Annotated in this window: 20 protein-coding genes; 11 read left to right on the plus strand and 9 right to left on the minus strand. The window is 44.7% G+C overall.

Annotation, left to right across the window (positions count from 1 at the left end; translation table 11 throughout):
- Together FDX03_RS11010 and yebS are read right to left on the minus strand one after the other, a co-directional pair.
- The coding region (locus FDX03_RS11010) for an intermembrane transport protein PqiB (protein WP_249357042.1) at positions 1-2,146 on the minus strand (2,146 nt) is incomplete at its 3' end.
- Entirely contained in the window at positions 2,115-3,398 is a 1,284-nt protein-coding gene (gene yebS / locus FDX03_RS11015) for a membrane integrity lipid transport subunit YebS (RefSeq protein ID WP_121584744.1), read from the minus strand. The genes FDX03_RS11010 and yebS, both read right to left, overlap by 32 nt.
- Before the next feature lie 127 nt (positions 3,399-3,525).
- On the opposite strand from yebS, the gene FDX03_RS11020 reads away from it, so the two are divergent.
- The 4 genes from FDX03_RS11020 to htpX all read left to right on the plus strand — a co-directional run bounded on the left by FDX03_RS11020 (position 3,526) and on the right by htpX (position 7,948).
- The gene (locus FDX03_RS11020; protein WP_048211393.1) at positions 3,526-4,023 is read left to right on the plus strand and encodes a GAF domain-containing protein; all 498 of its coding nucleotides are present in this window, start codon (positions 3,526-3,528) and stop codon (positions 4,021-4,023) included.
- A 96-nt stretch (positions 4,024-4,119) separates the two neighbouring features.
- On the plus strand, positions 4,120-4,806 hold the full coding sequence (gene proQ, locus FDX03_RS11025) for an RNA chaperone ProQ (RefSeq protein ID WP_137345926.1): 687 nt from the start codon (positions 4,120-4,122) through the stop codon (positions 4,804-4,806).
- Between the two features lie 19 nt (positions 4,807-4,825).
- Positions 4,826-6,874 (plus strand): carboxy terminal-processing peptidase, encoded by a 2,049-nt coding sequence (gene prc, locus FDX03_RS11030; protein ID WP_115601881.1) that lies wholly within the window; start codon positions 4,826-4,828, stop codon positions 6,872-6,874.
- Positions 6,875-7,066: 192 nt separating this feature from the next.
- Positions 7,067-7,948: a protease HtpX gene (htpX, locus tag FDX03_RS11035; protein ID WP_003034964.1), complete on the plus strand. Its 882-nt coding sequence runs from the start codon at positions 7,067-7,069 to the stop codon at positions 7,946-7,948.
- 98 nt (positions 7,949-8,046) lie between these two features.
- Here htpX and FDX03_RS11040 read toward each other — a convergent pair whose 3' ends face one another.
- Positions 8,047-9,096, minus strand: a complete 1,050-nt coding sequence (locus FDX03_RS11040) for a hypothetical protein (protein WP_137345927.1) — start codon at positions 9,094-9,096, stop codon at positions 8,047-8,049.
- A 208-nt stretch (positions 9,097-9,304) separates the two neighbouring features.
- On the opposite strand from FDX03_RS11040, the gene FDX03_RS11045 reads away from it, so the two are divergent.
- From FDX03_RS11045 to FDX03_RS11055, 3 genes are read left to right on the plus strand one after another with little or no spacing between them, the layout of a single operon-like run.
- Positions 9,305-9,838, plus strand: coding sequence for a SycD/LcrH family type III secretion system chaperone (locus tag FDX03_RS11045; protein WP_101742239.1), 534 nt, complete (start codon positions 9,305-9,307; stop codon positions 9,836-9,838).
- On the plus strand, positions 9,819-11,618 hold the full coding sequence (gene sctE / locus FDX03_RS11050) for a type III secretion system translocon subunit SctE (protein ID WP_137345928.1): 1,800 nt from the start codon (positions 9,819-9,821) through the stop codon (positions 11,616-11,618). Before FDX03_RS11045 ends, sctE begins: the two co-directional genes overlap by 20 nt.
- A 26-nt stretch (positions 11,619-11,644) precedes the next feature.
- On the plus strand, positions 11,645-12,436 hold the full coding sequence (locus FDX03_RS11055) for an IpaC/SipC family type III secretion system effector (protein WP_137345929.1): 792 nt from the start codon (positions 11,645-11,647) through the stop codon (positions 12,434-12,436).
- 77 nt (positions 12,437-12,513) lie between these two features.
- On the opposite strand, the gene FDX03_RS11060 is transcribed toward FDX03_RS11055, so the two are convergent.
- The 6 genes from FDX03_RS11060 to FDX03_RS11085 form a co-directional block, all read right to left on the minus strand.
- Complete coding sequence (locus tag FDX03_RS11060; RefSeq protein WP_137345930.1) at positions 12,514-13,173, minus strand: type III secretion protein HrpE; 660 nt, start codon at positions 13,171-13,173, stop codon at positions 12,514-12,516.
- Positions 13,166-13,702 carry a hypothetical protein gene (locus FDX03_RS11065; RefSeq protein ID WP_101742243.1) on the minus strand — a complete coding sequence of 179 codons (537 nt, stop codon included), beginning with the start codon at positions 13,700-13,702 and terminating at the stop codon, positions 13,166-13,168. Before FDX03_RS11065 ends, FDX03_RS11060 begins: the two co-directional genes overlap by 8 nt.
- A 58-nt stretch (positions 13,703-13,760) precedes the next feature.
- Positions 13,761-14,492: a type III secretion system inner membrane ring lipoprotein SctJ gene (sctJ, locus tag FDX03_RS11070; protein WP_137345931.1), complete on the minus strand. Its 732-nt coding sequence runs from the start codon at positions 14,490-14,492 to the stop codon at positions 13,761-13,763.
- The gene (sctI, locus tag FDX03_RS11075) at positions 14,489-14,800 is read right to left on the minus strand and encodes a type III secretion system inner rod subunit SctI (RefSeq protein ID WP_202927569.1); all 312 of its coding nucleotides are present in this window, start codon (positions 14,798-14,800) and stop codon (positions 14,489-14,491) included. The genes sctJ and sctI overlap by 4 nt, the downstream gene beginning before the upstream one ends.
- Before the next feature lie 78 nt (positions 14,801-14,878).
- Positions 14,879-15,166: a type III secretion system needle filament subunit SctF gene (sctF, locus tag FDX03_RS11080; RefSeq protein ID WP_101743353.1), complete on the minus strand. Its 288-nt coding sequence runs from the start codon at positions 15,164-15,166 to the stop codon at positions 14,879-14,881.
- A 26-nt stretch (positions 15,167-15,192) separates the two neighbouring features.
- The gene (locus FDX03_RS11085; RefSeq protein WP_137345932.1) at positions 15,193-16,470 is read right to left on the minus strand and encodes a PrgH/EprH family type III secretion apparatus protein; all 1,278 of its coding nucleotides are present in this window, start codon (positions 16,468-16,470) and stop codon (positions 15,193-15,195) included.
- A 173-nt stretch (positions 16,471-16,643) separates the two neighbouring features.
- Here FDX03_RS11085 and FDX03_RS11090 point away from each other — a divergent pair, with 173 nt between their 5' ends.
- The 4 genes from FDX03_RS11090 (at position 16,644) to FDX03_RS11110 (ending at position 20,964) form a co-directional block, all read left to right on the plus strand.
- Complete coding sequence (locus FDX03_RS11090) at positions 16,644-17,084, plus strand: hypothetical protein (protein ID WP_249357043.1); 441 nt, start codon at positions 16,644-16,646, stop codon at positions 17,082-17,084.
- A gap of 14 nt (positions 17,085-17,098) precedes the next feature.
- Positions 17,099-17,881 (plus strand): helix-turn-helix domain-containing protein, encoded by a 783-nt coding sequence (locus FDX03_RS11095; protein WP_137345933.1) that lies wholly within the window; start codon positions 17,099-17,101, stop codon positions 17,879-17,881.
- Between the two features lie 203 nt (positions 17,882-18,084).
- Positions 18,085-19,833: a type III secretion system outer membrane ring subunit SctC gene (gene sctC / locus FDX03_RS11105; RefSeq protein ID WP_137345934.1), complete on the plus strand. Its 1,749-nt coding sequence runs from the start codon at positions 18,085-18,087 to the stop codon at positions 19,831-19,833.
- 3 nt (positions 19,834-19,836) lie between these two features.
- A complete protein-coding gene (locus FDX03_RS11110; RefSeq protein ID WP_137345935.1) occupies positions 19,837-20,964 on the plus strand; it encodes an HrpJ domain-containing protein in 1,128 nt (375 codons plus the stop codon).
- The last annotated feature ends 42 nt before the right edge of the window (positions 20,965-21,006 follow it).

The raw sequence follows: 21,006 nt of genomic DNA on the forward strand, positions 1-21,006 counted from the left end.
GTAAGATAGTATCCAGATGCTCTACACCTGCCGCCGAAATTTGCGGGGTAATTACCGAGAATCGTGTACCGCTTCGCGCGAAGGTCTGCACGTATTCCGGATACAACACCGCTTTGGCTTGCACTTCGTTACGGCTGGTGAGCAGTTCAAGGGTCTGGATCTGACCAATATCAATCCCCAGGTAGCGAATTGGCATCCCTGCGGCGAGTTTCCCTGCGTCGAATGCGTGCAGAGTAATCTGTCCACCTACTGCACGTGCAGCGGTCTCTGACGCGTACAAAATACGCTTGTCGCCTTTGCGCTGGCTGGCGCTGGCACCGCTCAGGTTATCGAAGCTAATCGCCCCTTTTAGCGCCCGCGACAGGGGTGATGCCTGTACGGTCAGGCCGCTGCCGTTAAGCTGAACTTTTGCGCCACCTTCAGCCCAGAACACGCTGTTGCTGGTTAACAGATTGCGGTATTCCGGTTTGATATGCAGATCGATATCAAACGCGTCGGCACGAGGGCGTACGCTAATGACTTCACCGACGTCGAATTTACGGTATAGCACCACTGACCCGGCCTGCACATCCGGTAGTGTCTCGGCGCTCAGGCTGACGGTGGTGGTGGGCAGATCGCTCAGGCTGTTCTCAATTGCTTTTTCGAGGTTTGCATACAGTGGATAGCTTTTTTTCATTTCACCTTTGGTACCAGGCAAAATGCGAATACCGCCGCTTATCCATTCGCTGGCGCTGGCGCCAAGGAACTCAACGCCATCAATGCCCACTTTGACATCCACACGACTATTAACCACGAATTTGCTGTCACCTTGCACCAGTGCACGATGCTGCGGCTCGATAGCCACGATAAATGAAACGCCATCGCTTGATAGCTTACGCTCGATAACCTGACCGACCTGCACGCCATGAAGGATCAGCGGCTGGCCAGCATCGATGCCGTAACTTTCCGGGGCGGTCAGCGTAAGTGTCATAACGCCGGGATCATGAAGCAGGGACTGTTCACCAGGGATCACCACAAACTGGCTACGTGGCTCGCCTTCGCCGGGCACCAGTTCAAACGTTTTCCCTGTTAACAGCGAGCTCAGGCTCATATCGTTTAATGATAATTTGGGGCTTTGTAACTCAATGCGCGTGCCGTCGCGCAGCAGCGTTACAACGCTTGGGTCGACGGTCATTTCACCAGTGACTTTACCGCCTGGATTCAAATCCAGCCTGGTCAGTTGACCGACTTCCAGGCCCTGATACATCAGCGGGGTTGATCCAGCCTTCAGGCCATCGCCGCTGGGTAGTTCCAGTTTGACGATCACGCCACGTTGGCTGTGGGCGAGATCCTGATATAACCCAAACGTGTCGTCGGCGGCGGCAGGTTGTGAATCTTCTGGGGAGTCAAAGGCTATGGCGCCATTGACCAGCGCGGCCAGACTTTCCAGTTTTACCTTTGCGCCGCTCAGGCTGACATCCGCATTCACGCCGGACACATTCCAGAAACGACTGCCTTTTTTCACCAGATTGGTAAAGCGGCGCTCAATCAGTACATCGATGGTTACACCCTGATGATTGGGGTTGATGGTGTAGTCATAGACCCGGCCTACCGGGATCTTGCGGAAATAAACCAACGAACCGCTGTTGAGAGAACCGAGGTCGGATGCTTGCAGGTGCAACATCAAATCGCCATTATTCAGCCGATATTTTGGCTGCGTGTCGAGCGCGACGAAATGATCTTCCGGCTCGCCGGTGCCCGGCATCATCCCGATATAGTTCCCGCCAACCAGTGCATCGAGACCAGAAACGCCCGCCAGTGATGCCTTCGGCGTGACCAGCCAGAATTGTGTGTCTTTGCGCAGGGCATCTTTCATGGTGGACTTAATGCTGACTCGAACTTCAATTTTGCGCAGATCTTTACTCAGGCTGATATCCTGCACCGTGCCAACTTCGACACCCTGATAGCGCACGGGCGTGCGTCCTGGGACAATACCGTCCGCGGACATAAAGTCGATGGTCACGGTATTGCCACGATCTTCATAGCTGCCCCAGATGAGCCATCCTGCAATCATCAGTGCGATGAACGGCAGCAGCCAGAACGGAGAGATACGGCGTTTTGTTTTAATCTGCGCTTCAATCTGCGAAGCGGGCGTTTCCTGACTCATGTGCATCCCAAAGTAAGCGGCTGTCCAGCCATTCCACTGCAAGAATAGTCAATATTACCGCTGCACCGAAATAAAACGCAGCCGGTCCCATAGTAAAAGCAAGTATCTGATCGCGATTTATCAGCGACATGGTTAAGGCGATAACAAACAAGTCCAGCATCGACCAGCGACCAATCCAGGTCACCATACGGAGTAGCAGGATGCGGGTGCGCAACCCTTGTTCACATTTAAACTGGATACTGAACAACAACGTAAACATCACAATCACTTTGGTGAAGGGCACCAGGATACTGGCGATAAAAACAATGGCTGCTACACCAACGTTGCTGTTCGCCAGGGACATGATGCCTGTCAGGATAGTGTCTTCCTGGCGGGCACCGTTAACATAAATTACCGAGATGGGCAGCAGATTAGCAGGCAGCAACAGGACAATCGAGGCCAGCAGAGCTGCCCAGCACTTTTGGATGCTCTGATTTCTGCGCCAGCGTAATGGAATATGGCAACGGGGACAGCGGCCTCGGGCATCAGGATAACCTGTAAAGTGACAACCGAGGCAAACACGAAGCTGTCCGTCGGGGCGGCGTGCGGGCCTTTGTGGATAAAAGCGTTCCCATAATTGCTCAACATTGAGGTGCGACAGCGTCAAAATGCTCAGGATCACCAGCGCAATAAAAGCATAGAGTCCCACTCCAGGCAGCAGAAAAGCGTAGTCCTGCACTTTGATCGAGGCGACGCCGATACCGACAAGATAGATATCAAGCATGACCCACTCTTTAAGCCTTTCCAGCATCAATAATACTGGGCGCAGGTTCATACCGAGAATATTGCCAAACCATAAATAAGCGATTGATGAAACGAGTATTACGGGAGCGCCAATGACGCAAAACATCACGAAGGATGCCGTCAGCGGATCGCCTTGCCGGGTCATCTGCCAGATGCCCTGTACCACATTCGCGTCAATGCGTATGCCTAATAGATAGATGTGCAGCAGCGGCTCTCCCCACGCAAAGGGCATCAGTAACAGCATGGTGAAAGCCATTGCTGCCAGTCGCGTTAACGACCAGTCACGGCCGTCACGAATTTTGGCCTGACAGCGTGGGCAGAATGCACTTTGGTGCGAACGCATTTTCGGCAAGCTAAACAGCAGGTCACATTCAGGGCATCGTTGGTAATGCGCACGGGGTAGCGCTTCACCAATGGATCTGATCGCTATTTTTTTAGTCGGCGTGATGCGTGGATGAGTAAGGGCCATGTATCGCGAATCAAGTGTTGAAGTAATGTTATCTTAACCCATGATGGGAATGATCTTGAGCATTTACGCATTTAATGTTTATTTTAGTAGGCTGCAGTTTTAAGTAAGACAACTAAGTGATTACATAATGAACAAAATAGAGCTATACACGGATCTGAACCGTGATTTTCAGGCATTAATGGCAGGTGAAACCAGTTTTCTGGCAACGTTGGCGAATACCAGCGCGTTATTGTACGAACGTCTTGCAGAAGTGAACTGGGCAGGTTTTTACCTGCTTGAGAACACTACGCTGGTGCTCGGTCCCTTCCAGGGGAAAATCGCCTGCGTACGCATCCCGGTAGGGCGCGGCGTGTGCGGTACTGCGGTGGCGCAGAACCAGGTTCAGCGTATAGAGGACGTGCATGCCTTTGATGGCCATATCGCTTGCGATGCCGCCAGCAATGCGGAAATCGTTCTGCCGATTACGGTTGAGAATCAAATTATCGGCGTGCTGGACATTGATAGCACAGCGTTTGGTCGCTTTACAGAAGAAGATGAACAGGGTCTGCGGACGCTTGTGGCACAGCTTGAAACCGTGCTTGCAACGACGGATTACAAAAAATTCTTTGCGACCGTCGCAGGATAATCAACGGATAACGTAGCAATTACTGATGACGTCATTATAATGACGCCTGTTCATGCCTGCGCTTGTTGGCTACGTCCGTTGTAATCAGGAAATTTCATGGAAAATCAACCTAAGTTGAATAGCAGTAAAGAAGTCATCGCGTTTCTGGCCGAACGCTTCCCGCAGTGTTTTAGTGCGGAAGGCGAAGCGCGCCCACTGAAAATTGGCATTTTTCAGGATCTGGTAGAGCGTGTTGAGGGCGAAATGAACCTCAGCAAGACACAGCTCCGCTCTGCCTTACGTCTCTATACTTCAAGCTGGCGCTATCTGTATGGCGTTAAATTGGGCGCAACGCGTGTCGATCTTGACGGCAACCCTTGTGGTGAGCTGGATGAGCAGCACGTTGAACATGCACGCAAACAGCTGGAAGAAGCTAAAGCCCGCGTTCAGGCGCAACGTGCAGAGCAACAGGCGAAAAAACGCGAAGCGGCCGCTGCTGCCGGTGAAAAAGAAGACGCACCGCGTCGCGAGCGCAAGCCGCGTCCTGCTCCGCGTCGTAAGGAAGGCGTAGAGCGTAAATCTCGCGCTGAAAAACCAGCAGCAAAAGCACCGCGTGCTCCTCGTGAAGAACAGCATACCCCGGTATCTGATATTTCAGTGCTGACGGTAGGGCAGTCTCTGAAGGTGAAAGCAGGTAATAATGCGATGGATGCCACCGTATTAGAAATCACCAAAGATGGCGTCCGTGTACAGCTGAATTCGGGTATGTCTTTGATTGTACGCGCAGAACACCTGGTGTTCTGAAACGGAGGCCAGGCCTGGCATGAACACTTTTTTTAGGCTTACTGCGTTAGCTGGTCTGCTTGCATTTGCAGGCCAGGCACTCGCTGTGGAAGACATCACGCGTGCCGATCAAATCCCCGTTTTAAAGGAAGAAACCCAGCATGCGACGGTAAGCGAACGTGTGACATCGCGTTTTACGCGTTCACACTATCGCCAGTTCGATCTGGATCAGGCGTTTTCGGCGAAAATTTTTGACCGCTATTTGAATCTGCTCGACTACAGCCACAACGTGCTGTTGGCGAGCGATATCGAACAGTTTGCAAAAAAGAAAACGGTCCTCGGTGATGAACTGCGCAGCGGTAAGCTGGATGTCTTTTACGATCTCTATAATCTGGCGCAAAAGCGCCGGTTTGAACGTTATCAGTACGCATTAGGCGTACTGGCACGTCCAATGGATTTCACCGGTAACGACAACTTTAACCTCGACCGGAGTAAAGCTCCGTGGCCGAAAAGCGAAGCAGAGCTAAATGCGCTGTGGGACGGCAAGGTTAAATTTGACGAACTCAGCCTGAAGCTGACCGGTAAAACCGACGCTGAAATTCGCGAAACGCTGACGCGCCGCTACAAGTTTGCGATTCGCCGTCTGGCGCAGACCAATAGCGAAGATGTGTTTTCTCTGGCGATGACGGCTTTTGCCCGTGAAATCGACCCGCATACTAACTATCTTTCTCCACGCAATACCGAACAGTTCAATACGGAAATGAGCTTGTCTCTTGAAGGTATTGGCGCAGTGCTGCAAATGGATGATGACTACACCGTCATTAACTCCATGGTTGCGGGCGGCCCGGCAGCCAAGAGCAAAGCGATAAGTGTTGGCGACCGTATTGTCGGCGTAGGCCAGACCGGAAAAGGTATGGTCGACGTGATTGGCTGGCGTCTGGATGATGTTGTCGCGCTGATTAAAGGACCAAAAGGCAGTAAAGTTCGCCTCGAAATCCTGCCTGCCGGTAAGGGAACCAAGACGCGCATCGTCACGTTAACGCGTGAACGCATTCGTCTCGAAGACCGCGCTGTTAAAATGTCGGTGAAAACCGTTGGTAAAGAAAAAGTCGGCGTACTGGATATTCCTGGTTTCTATGTTGGCCTGACGGATGACGTCAAAGTTCAGCTGCAGAAACTGGAAAAACAGAATGTCAGCAGCGTGATTATCGACCTGCGTACCAATGGTGGTGGCGCACTGACCGAAGCGGTCTCGCTTTCCGGTCTGTTTATCCCTTCTGGTCCGGTGGTTCAGGTTCGTGATAACAACGGCAAGGTGCGCGAAGACAGCGATACTGATGGCGTTGTTTACTACAAAGGTCCGCTGGTGGTACTGGTTGACCGCTTCAGTGCTTCGGCATCAGAGATTTTTGCTGCGGCAATGCAGGATTACGGCCGTGCACTGATTGTCGGTGAACCGACGTTTGGTAAGGGTACCGTACAGCAGTATCGTTCTCTGAACCGTATTTACGATCAGATGCTGCGTCCGGAATGGCCGGCGCTGGGTTCTGTTCAGTACACGATCCAGAAATTCTACCGCGTAAACGGTGGCAGCACGCAGCGTAAGGGCGTTACGCCGGATATCATCATGCCGACAGGTAATGAAGAAACTGAAACTGGCGAGAAGTTTGAAGATAACGCACTGCCGTGGGACAGCATTGATGCTGCGACCTACACTAAGTCAGATAATCTGACGCCGTTCGGACCTGAATTGCTGAAAGAGCACAATGCACGTATTGCGAACGATCCTGAGTTCCAGTACATCATGAAGGACATTGCGCGTTTCAATGCGATGAAGGATAAGCGCAACATCGCTTCTCTGAATTACGCTCAGCGTGAAAAAGAGAATAACGAAGATGACGCAATGCGTCTGGCGCGTATCAATGATCGGTTTAAACGTGAAGGCAAACCACCATTGAAGAAACTGGACGATCTGCCGAAGGATTACCAGGAGCCGGATCCGTACCTGGATGAAACGGTAAAAATCGCGCTCGACCTGGCTCATCTTGAGAAAGAGAAGCCAGCGGAGCAGCCCGCAACCAGTCAATAACCTCGAACAGGCACAAGAAATTGTGCCTGTTTTTTTAACAAGTGCATGAAGACGTCAGCCTGATACGATAAAATGTAAAGTTGTGTCTTTCTGGTGACTTAGCACCTATGGATGCTTGAAAATAGTCATAAGACCCATACGATATGGGTAATCGCATAGTGCGTTTTGTTAAATTGAGGTTAAAAGAAAATTATGATGCGAATCGCGCTCTTCCTGCTGACGAACCTGGCTGTGATGGTCGTTTTCGGGCTGGTATTGAGCCTGACAGGGATCCAGTCAAGCAGCGTTCAAGGCTTGTTGATCATGGCACTGCTGTTTGGTTTTGGTGGTTCCTTCATTTCGCTGCTGATGTCCAAATGGATGGCGTTAAAGTCCGTTGGCGGGGAAGTTATTGAGCAGCCGCGTAATGAAAGAGAACGCTGGCTGATGAATACAGTCGCGAATCAGGCCCGCCAGGCCGGGATCGCTATGCCGCAGGTTGCAATCTACCACGCGCCAGATATTAACGCGTTTGCGACCGGTGCCCGCCGGGATGCCTCGCTGGTGGCTGTAAGTACTGGCCTGTTGCAAAATATGAGCCCGGATGAAGCCGAAGCCGTTATCGCGCATGAGATCAGCCACATTGCTAATGGCGATATGGTGACCATGACGTTAATTCAGGGTGTGGTGAACACCTTTGTTATCTTTATCTCGCGTATTCTGGCGCAGATTGCCGCTGGGTTTATGGGCGGTAACCGCGATGAAGGAGAGGGTAGCAACGGTAACCCGTTAATCTACTTTGCGGTAGCGACGGTACTGGAGCTGGTATTTGGTATTCTGGCGAGCATTATTACGATGTGGTTCTCTCGTCATCGTGAATTCCATGCGGATGCCGGTTCTGCAAAACTGGTAGGGCGTGAAAAAATGATCGCCGCGCTGCAGCGCCTGAAAACCAGCTATGAGCCGCAGGAAGCGACCAGTATGATGGCGTTCTGCATCAACGGTAAATCCAAATCGTTGAGTGAGCTGTTTATGACTCACCCCCCTTTGGACAAACGTATTGAAGCGCTGCGCAGTGGGGAATACCTGAAGTAAGTTACCTGTATTGATAAAAGGGTCACATCGTGACCCTTTATTTATTAGCCCCAAACTACCGCCGATAGTGGGAGTATGGTCATATCCCGAGGAAAATGCTATGCAGGTGGATTAATTTCAGGGAAAGTGGTTTTAACGTATGCAATAAATTTTTCATATGTGGAATTAATAGCCACTCTAACTGAATTATTGCGGCCCTCCCCCTTAAAACTGCCCGTCTCAGTATGACAGGATTTTACAAAATCATTTGCAACTATAATAGCCTGTCCGAAAAAAGTAGAAGTAAAATCCTTATCAAACAAAATATTCTTATTTAAGTTTGTAGTGAAAGCCTTATATAAGGATAATGTCAGCTCGCGGTCATTTACTGGTAACTCCTGAAGCCGTTGATTCATATATTCATTAAAAGCAGGTTGCTCAAGCCTGGCGATGCTAGCGTCACTGATATGCACTGATCGAGAGGACGACAGAAATCTTTTGATAATTTGGCCTGCTGCATTACCTTGCTCACTAATTGCCATATTAATGTCAGATGTACTATATTCGGTGTTCAATATGTTAGCTAAAGAGGTCCTGATTGTATCAACATCAAGATTTGTAGTCTGTCTGACCGGTGACTCATTCAATTTAGTATATTTATTAAGCATTGCATTGAAAACAGGATTTATTGTATCAGCATCGACCATTTCTGCACAGGTTTCTACGCAGTTAATAACTGCTTTACCATTTTTGACCTGAGCAACAAAATTGGTTTTAAATTCCTTTATTTTGTCTTTTAGAACATTATAAGCCTCTAAATTTTTCCCGCTAAGAGAATCAGTTTTGTATCGATTTTCAAAGGTTATTATGGCTCTATTCATATTTGAGGCTGTGTTTACCTCAAATTTTACACGATTTTCATTTAGAGTCATGATACCTCTATTATTGAACGAATGTATCGGAATATCTACACGATTAGCATTACTACGCGCCAAATCTGCTGTTGTTTTTTGAAGGGTTTTGCTAATGCTAATATTTTTAGGGACATTAGCGATAGCTGATAAACATGCGGACAGTAAATTATGGTTCTTAACTTCTCTTTGCCTGTTAAAATCACTTTTATAATGGCTATAAACATTGTGTGAGTATGTTTTAACTGCACTTGGCATATACATCTCCATATGATTTTGTTAATCATCAAGTTTCACGTGTATGATGGTATCACTGTTGACGGATTTCTTTCAAAAAGTGCCTCAATTTTTTATTTGGCAACCTGAGCGCTAATCTTCTAAATTTTTATTTATTTATTTCAACAATAAATGCGGTGATAATTATAGGAAAACAATTATCTATTATTTGTATGGATCTGAATTTATTATGGACAATGAAAATGATGTGTTGATGGAGGATCTTCTCAGCAAGATCTCTGAAGAAAATCGCGAACAGTTTATTGAAGATTTATTTGAGTCTGGCGCTACCCGCAAACAGCTGTATGGCATTCCAGATAGCCTGATGAACGGTTTCTACGCCTGTGCATACGAGTATTACCAAAAAGGAGAAATTGATAAAGCGGAGCACTTTTTTAAATTTTTAATGATGTATGACTTCTATAATCCTGATTACGCATTTGGCCTGGCCGCCGTTTATCAGCTAAAGCAGGACTACAAACATGCACTGGATATCTATGCAATTGCCTATGCGCTTGATGATGACAATCTGCGCGCCATTTTTGAAGCAGGGCAATGCTATATGCACTTGCATAACTATTCGAAAGCACGCGACTCATTTGAAGAGGTCGTGGCTCACGAAAAGGATCCTGAGCTGGTCAAGCGTGCCGAAGTGTATCTTAAAGCGCTAACAAAGATTAACGACAGTGATGAGGATCATAACCATGTACGGAATAACAAATAAGCCTGTCACGCTGGTTACCCAGCAGGTAACCAGTGAAGGTGATGTCGAAAGAGCAACTACCGCGAAAAAGGACATTAGTTCTACAAGCAGCAGCGATGGAAATGCGGCGCAGAAAATAGTCCAGGAAAAATTGGTTACGCGCGCAGAGAAATCGGTTATGACCAGTGAATCATGGAAACCAACGTTGCGTTCCCCTGAAAGTGTGACGCTGCGATCATCCCTGCAAGCTGAATCGCAGTCAGGTGAGACCAATAGTGCGATGCCTGGAGGGAGCGCACAATCATCGACCTATTCCCTCGCCGTTGTTTTGGCCACGTTAGCGGTAAAACTGGGTGATTCAGCTGTGGTAGGGCAGCTGTTTCGCGCTACGGCGACACAGTTGATGGGAAAAGGATCCTCCGCAGCACTTAATCAGGCTTCACAAGATGTTGAGAATGCACAGCAGGCAGTTACACAGGCAAACTCAGATTACACTGAGGCCGCCAGGGAGAAAGAAAAGGCTGACAGTAAGTTGACTGCAGCTGAAAAGGCGCTGGAAAGTGCCGATCAGACCCTGAAGTCTGCAAATAGCGAGCTTGCTGACGCGAAAGAAGATGCTGAGAGGATTTATCAGGTGGCGGTCAAGGGCTTTACCATTGATCCCAATGAATTGAGCGAGGCTCAGGACCGCGTGAAGAAAGCGCAACAGGCTGTGGATAAGGCTTCGGAGGGGTACCAAACGGCGCTGAATACCAGAGACAATGCGCGAGAGGCGGTAAAATCTGCCACCGCAAATATGGAGCAAAAGCAGCAAGTGCTGGTGGCGGCAAATCAGACGTCAGCTGCGGCGGAGGATCGCTTAAACACCCTGACGGCTAAGATTCAGAACATGAACAACACCAGTAAAGTTAACAACGCCAGTGATACCGGCGGGATTAATTCAGTTGACCTTATGATGGCACAGTTAGTGACTATTTTAGGTAAATGTAACGAAGAAACCTTAAAGACGAATATGGAGCTGGCAAAAAGTCAGCAGTCAGCCAAACAGGCTGAACTGGCAAAGGAAACTGAGAAATCAGATAAAATCGCGGAAAAACAAAAAAGGATGCATAAGATTTTTGGTGCTATCAGTAAAGTAATTATGTGTGTGACGATGATAGCCGGTGCCATTTCAGCACTATTTACCGGTGGTGTTATGGCAATTTTGTTTGTTGCCAGCACGGCCCTCATGATATCGGATCAAATTACGAAAGCCGCAACGGGTGAGTCCTTTATGGCGAAAGCGATGAATGCCGTTGTGAGCGAATTTGCTAAAATGTTTGAAGCTATGGGAGCGGATGAGCTTGTTGCCTCTATTCTTGCATCAATAACGATGTTATTAACAACAATTGTCGCTATGGTAGTGCTGGGGGGCGGGGCAAAATTCTTGGGTAATAAATTCGCAAGCAATATGACAAACTCGGTGTTGCGGGGCTTGTCAAATCACGGAGAATCAGGTGCTGGACGCATTGTAAAAATAGTGTCTAAACATACATTCAGAACTTCGCTAGCAGCCAGCGGCATTAATAATGGCGCTTATTCAATTACCAGCGGTGTTTATGAACAACAACGCGATGATATTTCAGCGAAGCTGATCGAAATTATGACAGATAATGACTTTGTCAAAAAATTTATGGATATGGTCGTGGAAAACTACAGCAATACAATGAAAACCATGAATGCGATTATCAAAAATGAAACGGAAGCAACGGGTATGTCTATGCAGGCGGGTAAGCAAATTCTGGCACATACCCGTGCGTAATTATCATAGAAACGGAGATAAATAGCATGGTTGGATCGATTAATTCAGTAGTAACGGGCAATGTATATCTTAATGCGGGTGATGATGCGGATATTGTTCTGACGGGAACTACGCAGAACGTTAAAGATACGCAGGTCTACCAGACGTTAGTGAAATTGGTTAGCGATGGCTACAAAGGTGTGGGCGGGACTAAAGAAGACAAAGCCGCAGTACGTAATGAGGCTCAGCAACTTCTTAGTCAGTTACATAGTGGTTTAGGCAGCAGCGATACCAGCACAGGTAATGTGATAACAGTATCAATGCCAAAAGCCAGTTCGCTGCTAACGCTGTTGATTGCCATGATAGAATCAGAAAATGAATCTTCAATTGCGGGTTATAAGATGTCTGGTGAGCTCGGTGTCATCAGTCAGGATTTCACCAATGCTGCGGCAGATGAATTACGCAAGCAGGGGATATTGGCTTTGTCATCGGGTATTACTAGCGGTACTACTCAGATGGTTGCTTCGGGAGTGGGGAGTGGGACGGGTTTCTTAAAAAATCAGGCGCACGCTTCTGCTGTCAGCCAAGGGGCTATGGGATTGGGACGAGGTCTTTCTGAAGCAGAACAAGGCTCGTTTGGTATGGAGACGAAAAATTCTGAAGCCGAGCAGACATCCCTGCAGGCAAGTAGTAAAATGATGGATCAAACTATGGAGATGAGCAAAGAAACAGCTCAAAAAGCGGCGCAAGTGATGAGTAGTCTTCTTTCTCTGATGGCTGATGTACGCCACTCGTCAGCAGATCTGGTTTCTACAGTCAGTAGCAATCTGAAAGCCTGATTGCTAACCGAAATATAAAAAAGGCCCGATATGTTTCGGGCCGTTATACGAGCTTAAAAATCAGAGAGCTAAATCAATTATTCCAAAACAGACTCTACTGCCTGCTGACGATATTCTTCAAGGCGTTCAGAAATATTCAGCGTAGCAAAAGACGCGGCAATAGCTAATTTAGCCAGCTGGGATGGCTGGCGCTGAAAATTACAGCACCATATTTCCTGTCCATATTCTACCCGTAACTCTTCAGCTTGACATGTTCGAAGTTCAACATCAATTCCGGACTGCTTAAAATGGTCACTGATGGATTTGGCTGAGCGAATGGCATAAGCAGGGAATGAAACGATAGCTTTGTAGTCCGTAATAGCATCACGTGATAGATAATGAGCTAAAAGTGCGAGTATATTTTCTATACCGGCCTCACTGGCAAATAATTGCTGCAACTGTTCCTCCAGTTGCAGTTGCGAACGTTGCAACAACTGTGATGTTGCAGATTCAACATTGCTGACGTAATCGACTACAGTTTGTGATGCCTTCTGTATTCCCTGAGTATAACCTTCTATCCAGGCAAGAGAACGCAATTCATCAGCCTCGTTTCTTGCATCACGGAGAATATGTTGAGCATGCTTTCTGGCAAGCAGCTCAAGTCTGGATGCACTGGTCGCTGAATTCAGCCATTTCGCTTTGATAAGTGGGGTATCTGGCAAATGATACTGCTTCGGAAGTGAGATTTGTCTAAGCATATTCTAAGGCCTGCAAAAAAAGAAAGTATTCTTCAGAATAGATTTGGTCATCTCTGATATCAGGCTCTTGACATTCATCAGAGAAAAATAAGGCCAGTAGAGGGACAAGAGGAGGGGGAAATCGATTGTGCATTGCTTTTATCAACAATGTGCATGCATACTGTTCAAGCATACCGAGATCAGGTTGGCGATATTCCTCGTTTATGGGTAAAGATGAAAACCAGGGAATATAAAGGAAAGCGCGCTGTTTGGCCGTTAAAAGCGTGAGGGCGGCGGGAAACCGTACGAACATAGGAGCCAGTTGCCGTGATGCGGCCATCATCGCTGCACTATAGATTTTGTCCCAGCGAGAAATAAAAAACATATTTTGTTCAGAGAGTTGTAATAGATCAATATCAATAGTGTTATGTGGCAACAGAAGTCTGTTTACAATAGTACGTGGCACATTGCGCAATTTAGCTACTCTGGTAATATTTGCCCAGTCAGCCGGCATTAGCACAATTTTGCTAAGCATAATTATCTCATTCATAGCTTATCCAATAATTAGCGACGAAAAGAAATCGTCGCTAATGAAATATTGTGATTGATTACTCTGTCTCTTTCTTAGAAATAAAACGTTGAGATATACGGGGCCAGAACACACCTAGCAAAATCAGAAATAATAGTAGAACTGAACATGCAATGATAACGGTGTATCCCCATAGCGGATGTGAAGGTCTGATACTCACTAACTTAAGCGGCGCGGATTGGCGGAACATAACCACAGATATATTTTCATAGTGCATATCCTGCAATCCGTTCTTTATAAATAGGCGTATCTTATCTGAATATGCTGCCTCATCAATTGTTCCCTGATAGGTTATCAATACTGATGCCACCATTGAAGATGAATCATTATTTTCAGGGCTAATACCAGGATAACTCAAGTGCACTCGGGCGCTGGTAATATGCTCCAGTTCTTGTAGTGACTGACCCAGTCTCTGTTCAATAGCTGAGATCAGTCGTGCTTTTTCACCAAGGGGGGTCGACACCATAGCATCCGCAGGAAATTGTTGCGATATTTCAATATCCTCAGCAGATGGAAGGTTATAAGCAGTCAGTAATACCGTCGCGGAAGCCAGGCTTTCTGAGGAAACCTGAATGGAATATTTTCCTTTGCCACCGTCAACCTTGAACGCATCGATATTATTCGACTCCAGAAGTGTAATTATTTCGTTAGCTTGCCTTTCAGATAATTGGTCAGCTAATTTTTCATTACATCCGCAAAGTAGAAACATAAGTAGTATCAGCGCAGTCTTTATATTCAATGATTTCATCATGTTTTTATTAATGTTTCGATTGCGGAAACACCCTTACGAGCCAGCGTGCTATATAAACTGGTATCTATAGTATAAGCGCTCAGCTTGTTTTGCCATATTACGAGTTGCTCAGGGTCGGAAGTGACAGCTGGGTTATTCAATGCGGCGGTAATTCTGTCTTTTTCAACCTGGGTACCTGCTGCCAGTCTGGAGACTTCTTCAGCTAATCGTGTATCCAGATCAACCAAATCACCCGTGACTAAAGAGGGTTGTGATTCTGAAAAAGTGGGTGTCTGTAATGACTGCAATGATATCTGATTAATAGACATGCTCACGTTAGTACTCCCTGTCCTTAGGATAAATCGATAGCGGCAAAAGCAGTGGACCTACCTTACCGCACATCATTTTTACTTAAAGTTAGCAATAATGCCCTGGTCAATATCACGGAATGATTTAACAACGTTCGATTGCGCATTTTTATAAAGAGTATACTCAGATAATGCAGATTGGTATGCCGCCAGATTAGCGGGGTTACTTGGATCCTTTTGTAAAACCGTTAATGCATCATCCAGCGATTGTCTGAGGTCTTGTGTACCTTGCTCAAATCCTAAAGCCATATTGCTAATATATCCCGAACCAAACTCCAGGTCGGTTACAGTACTTGCATCATGCGATTTATTATCAAATGTGACCATTCTAATTGCCTCTTATTCCATTTAATTTAATAGGGATAAAGCCAGTGGTAATCAGAGATGATGGCATAACTGTCATCACCGTTCCGATAGGTCAATGGCCGTAACCCCGGTTCGTCCAGTCCAAAATCAAACTGAACATATTCACCGCCAAACCTTTGTCTAAAACTGTCTATCGAATTCTGGATAACAGAATACTGTTCTCTATCGATAACACCATGAATAATAAAACTCGCTCTTAAAGGTGTAATGTCTGTTGTAAACTGAAATCCTAATTCATTGAGTTTATGCTTAGCAGATGCAATGATTTCTTGATCGGAAAATGAACCAATGACTGTATTTTTTATCCACGGATAATCTTTACCAATCAACGTGTTAAAGGGTTTGTTGCACGTATCTTTAGTACAACGTTCTGTACTAAATATTATTGCTAAAGTTGAAGAATCAGCGAGTTCAATTTTATGGAATGGGATCTTCAGTTCGTGGAGCATTGCCGAAAGATCAAGGCGAGCCGATTCAAGAGATACAATGTGAATTTTTTCTGTATTAACATTACTTTTATTGAGTTCCTGCCAGCCCCAGCCGGCGTCGGTATCGTTCCTCACAATGACATAAATACTGCCATCCTTAAGTTTAACGATATCAGGATCAACAGGAGACAATAAAGACAGTACGGAAGCACTGTTATCCACCTTAGCGTAATAACCGATGAAAGAAGTGGCGGCGACAGAAAGGATAACGGTGCTGAGAAAAATCAGCCAAAAAAGTTGGCGACGAAAGTATGATCTATCGGTTGATACTTTAGCAAATGAAGGATCGGTAATGCTTTCATCCTGATTCAGAGAAGAAAGCGGCTCTCTGGAATAGTTTACAACGGCCTGATTCCAGTATTCACCCTTGATTTTTAAGGCAATAGTTATCAGGCCAATCTTAACTGGGTTGTTCAGGTTTAAAGCTCGAACTGAAGTCTCTCCGTCATTTTCCGAAGAAAGGGGGTCTTCTCCGGCGAGGGACAGTACCTGGCAAGATACAGCCACTGTTTCACTTTCAGCAGAGGTTATAAACGACAACAGAAAGCAGGTGCTCTGGTCTGTAGGGGCTGGGACGACAACAGTGTTGACGCTGCTAAAAATAGACTGCTGTTCACTTTGTTCCGCAGTTAATAACTGTTCCTGTGACATGAAGCGGACATGCACGTTTTCGCTGTGAGGTAATGGAATGTCTACTCCATACATCGAGCCAGAAAGCACCTTCATGACATAGTGGGGCAGGCAATCCATACCTGCACGCTGCGAATTCTCTTCCATAAAAATCCCGTACAAAAACAAGGTTACTATGCTCCTAAGTAGTCTAGGGGATATAAAAAATGAAAAGAATAAATATTTATTTATTCAACAAAAAAGAAAATAGAAAAAATAAATAAAAATTTATGTAATATTCTTATGAAAGACACTAGACTATGTCAAAGCTAAGGTTCCTGATGATTAAAGGGGCATTCAATAGCAAAACGGCAGAGGCGTTTTCTCCCAAGGAAGGGAACTTAAATATGAATAAACATTATATGTATAAGGGGCCTTTATCATTTATTGCTGTAATGATTTTATCAACTGTGCTGTTCGGCTGCACAGTTAAAAAACCGTTAGAAAGAGACATCGCATTGGTGCCTGATGGACATATTACGCATTCTACGCGTTTATTCAGGCAACAGCTTGTATACTGTGCAACGCAGTATCTTGCCGAGACTCAACATCCAGATGCTGAAATTCAATGGAATCTTCAGTCAAAAACCTTAACGATCAATAGCGCTGACCAAAATCTGGAACATTTCTTAAAAATCTGTGTAACGGACACCATGGCAATGATGGCTGATGTTAACGATAGTGGAAGTATGACAATTTCTGCCAACCAGAGTTTTGAATAAAACGGATGTAGGCCATGAATGTTAAAGGAATTAAATGGTATCCAGGGAATAAAATTAGCCGCAGACAGTTATCTGAAAAATTTTTGCTATGCGTTTCACTAAACACTGAAAATAAATTGAATCAATGCCCAGGGAATGTGCGGTGTGAAAACCATATCTGGACGATTGGCGAACAGGGAAGATTTTCACAGCATTTAGTCTACGGCCGCCAGATCAGAGATTATCACCAGCAGTCACGGATTTTAACGGGTACTGTAAATGTAGGGTATTTTTCTGAATTGCTTGCATTTCTTGATGCTGCGTATCAGGTTTTTTCTGACATAAATACGTACTGGAATTCTGATACTCAACATAAGCATAATGGCAATATATGCTTAAGATATTCAGAACTAGAACAATTATTTATTATTAGATATATTCAAAGAATTGAAGATTTTGACTTTGCTTCATTATGTGAATTTATACGACAGCAAGAGTCTTATATGATCGCAAACTATCTTATAGGAAATTATATCAATAATGATATTAGCAATGTTACTAACTTGAGTGAACGTTACGGTTTGTCATACTCGAATTTCAGAAAAAAAACACAACTATATTTCGGTGATACAGTAAAAACCAGAATGCAGGCATGGCGATTGACAAAAACAATGCTGGATATTGTAGAGACAAAAGAAAGCCTTACTCATATAGCAATGAGCAATGGATTTAGCTCACAGTCTCATTTGAACCAGGTTATCTTATCCTCTTTCGGTATGACACCGTCCTCATTGAGGAAGATAAATGAAAAATTATAGTATCTGCCATTCTGAACAGTATGTGTTGTTCCAGCTAACCGACGAATATTTTATTGATAAGTATGCCGTTCTCTCAATGTTAGTGATGAAATTGAATCAATTTTTTGCGTGTGGAATTAGTATTAATGACGGCTGGGTTTGTTTGTTTCCACTTGAATGCTCGAATATGGAATTTCTCACGTCTTTCATGGATGGATATATCAATGTTTTTCAGGACTGAAGCCGCAATAAAAAATTTAAGTACACTCATTGTATTGGGTGTACTAAGCTATAGTGGAGCGGTTTCTGCTGTTGAGGATAATTTGACAAGTAATGGCATTCGCCAATCGATCCCCAGTAACGATGTCAATTTAACGGCACCAATTAACAGTTTTACTGCCAATAATAAGAGTGTTGATTTTGTTTTTAAAGCGATATCATCACAAACTAATAAACCATTTATTGTAAGCTCACGCGCAAAAAAATATTCGGTGACAGGCCGTTTCGATCTTAACAGACCAATGGAAATGGTCGAGCGCATTACGCATGACTTAGGGTTAATTTGGTACTTTGATGGTTCAATATATTATATATATGAAGCCTCAGAAGCTAAAACTGCAATCATTCATTTTCCAGCCAGAAGCTATAGAGATCTGGAGGATTTCTTGCACAGCAATGGTATGTATGATTCTCGATATCCACTTAAAATGAATATGCCATCCAATACACTTTATATCTCAGGGCCACCAAAATATATTGAAATCGTAGTTGGTATAGCTGGTTTTATGGGAGAGGGATATTCATCATCTAACAGCGAATTAGTCATTGATACAGTAAAACTGCGGCATGTGTTCGTGGATGATCGTACTTATAGCTATCGCGGGCAAACGAAAACGATGCAAGGCATTGCCACCACAATCAACAACTTGTTTTCTGATAATGGAGTTCAAGGAAAAAGTAATGTTGCAGTCAAAAAGCAAATTAAGCCAGAGTCTACAGCTGAAACAGAGATTCTCGAAGAATCTGAATTTGGCGTGCGTGCAGAATTTAACGATAATGGCAGAATTTCTGGCAGTGAAATTAAAGTATTGCCATTTTCAGGTCGTAATAGTTTGCTTATTAAAGGCACGCAAGATCAAGTTAACATGATAAAAGATCTTATTGCACGCCTTGATGTTCCTCGTAAACAAGTCGAGTTTTCACTTTGGATTATTGATATTAATAAGGATGATTTAGAACAAATAGGCGTAAATTGGCAAGGGCAATATAAAGTCGGTTCGAGCATCCAGACATTTTTTAATGCCACAAGTATCTTAACAAGCTCGCAAAGTGATATGTTTTTGGCAACCGTTAATGCGTTAAGTCAGAGGAATAAGGCGAATATTGTATCACGCCCCATCATCCTTGCCCAGGATAATATTCCGGCCATCTTTGATAATTCGCGTAGTTTTTATGTCAAATTGATGGGGGAAAGAGAAGTTTCGCTCCAGACAGTAACCTATGGTACTTCCATCAACGTTATTCCAATGATTTCAGATGATAATAAACTCGTTGAGATGAATATTGACATTACAGATGGAAATACTGTGGAAGATGATCAAGGTGATACTGCAACGGTAGATCAGTTACCGGTTGTGGGAAATACTGCTATCAGCACCATGGCTCGGGTGACTGCCGGTCAGAATCTTTTAATTGGTGGCTATACACGCGATCAGTTGTCTGATGGTGTTACTAAAATCCCATTGCTTGGCGATATTCCATTTATCGGTAATTTATTTAAAACAAAGACAAACAATTCCTCGAAGGCGGTAAGACTCTTTTTGATTCAGCCCAGGATACTAGAAGATGATTTTAGCCACAAAGATGCGCTTGATGGTTACATTAATGATGGATGGGATGCCATTAAAAATTATCAGAATAAGACGCAAAAAATTAATCAAGATGCTTTTATAACACCAACTCATCAGGGGTAGAATATGGCATTAGAATCTTTGCCAATGGCCAGTGTCCGAAGTGCGGGAGGGATTGGCGATTTAAGCAACGTCCTTGTTAAGATGCAGGATGATGCTGAAGTGAAGGTGGAGAAAGGTTCTTTTTCAGTTGCGATGACTATGGCCGATGATATGTCAGCGTTATTGAGTTCTTTTCTGCAGAATAATCGTGCGGCGAAGGCAAAACCTTCATCACCAGAAAGTATTGCTGAAGAGTGTGAAGCCTCAATAAAGGAGAAAACGCCAAACTGTGTGATGAAAATCAATGATTTTGCCAAAGGCGGAGCAATGACGGCAAAACAATTATTAAATTATCTGCATCAGTTATTCGCCGACCCGACAGAAATTGCTTTACTTCTTCACGCGTTTATCTTGATGAAAAAGAAGAAAAAAGAAAATGATGAGTTGCCTGATATTTCTTTGGATATTCTGGAGTCTGCTCTTGAAAATCTAATGAAGGGACCTGACAGGAAAAAGATAAAAGCAGGCATTAACAGTGCAAATACAGCAAGAAAATTTAGTTTGCAACTAAAACAAAACGAACAGTCATTGCGTAAAGCTTATGAGGGGTTTCTTACGCAGGACCTTGATCCACTAGAAATATACCAGATGTCGATTGAGAAATTTGGCATTGAAAATCGCTACGCTGTGCTGGATTACTATTCCCAGGCACTGCATTGTGATATTAATAGTTACGACCCTTCATGCAGCGCACTTGAATTTGGCACTTTGCTTGAAGCAAATTTTAGAATGAATATACTTCGTTCTGCCGATAAGATGTTTATGTCGAAGATGAATGAAGGTGAGTATATTCCATCAACAAATGAAAGAGATTCCAGATTGCTTGATTTCTTCTTTCATATTGTTTTGCAACCTGATGAAACTAAGAATTTAACGATTGAACTGATTAACAACTGTATGAAATATTATGCAGGTAGCGATAAAACCAACTTTGTCCAACAAATTTATTCTGCTATTAAGCCACTTCCATTCGGGATCTTTGCAGATGATCTGGCAGGTGCTGAAAAAATGAAAATGAGTGTTGAGAATACTCTTGCAATGATTATCGACGGGTTTTCTCGTTTTACTCATATCAGAAGGACATATGGTTAATAGCGGACTGGAAGATGAGGTATGCAATTTGCTAGCCGGAGA

Source organism: Citrobacter sp. wls827 (assembly GCF_005280875.1).
GTDB lineage: Bacteria > Pseudomonadota > Gammaproteobacteria > Enterobacterales > Enterobacteriaceae > Citrobacter > Citrobacter youngae.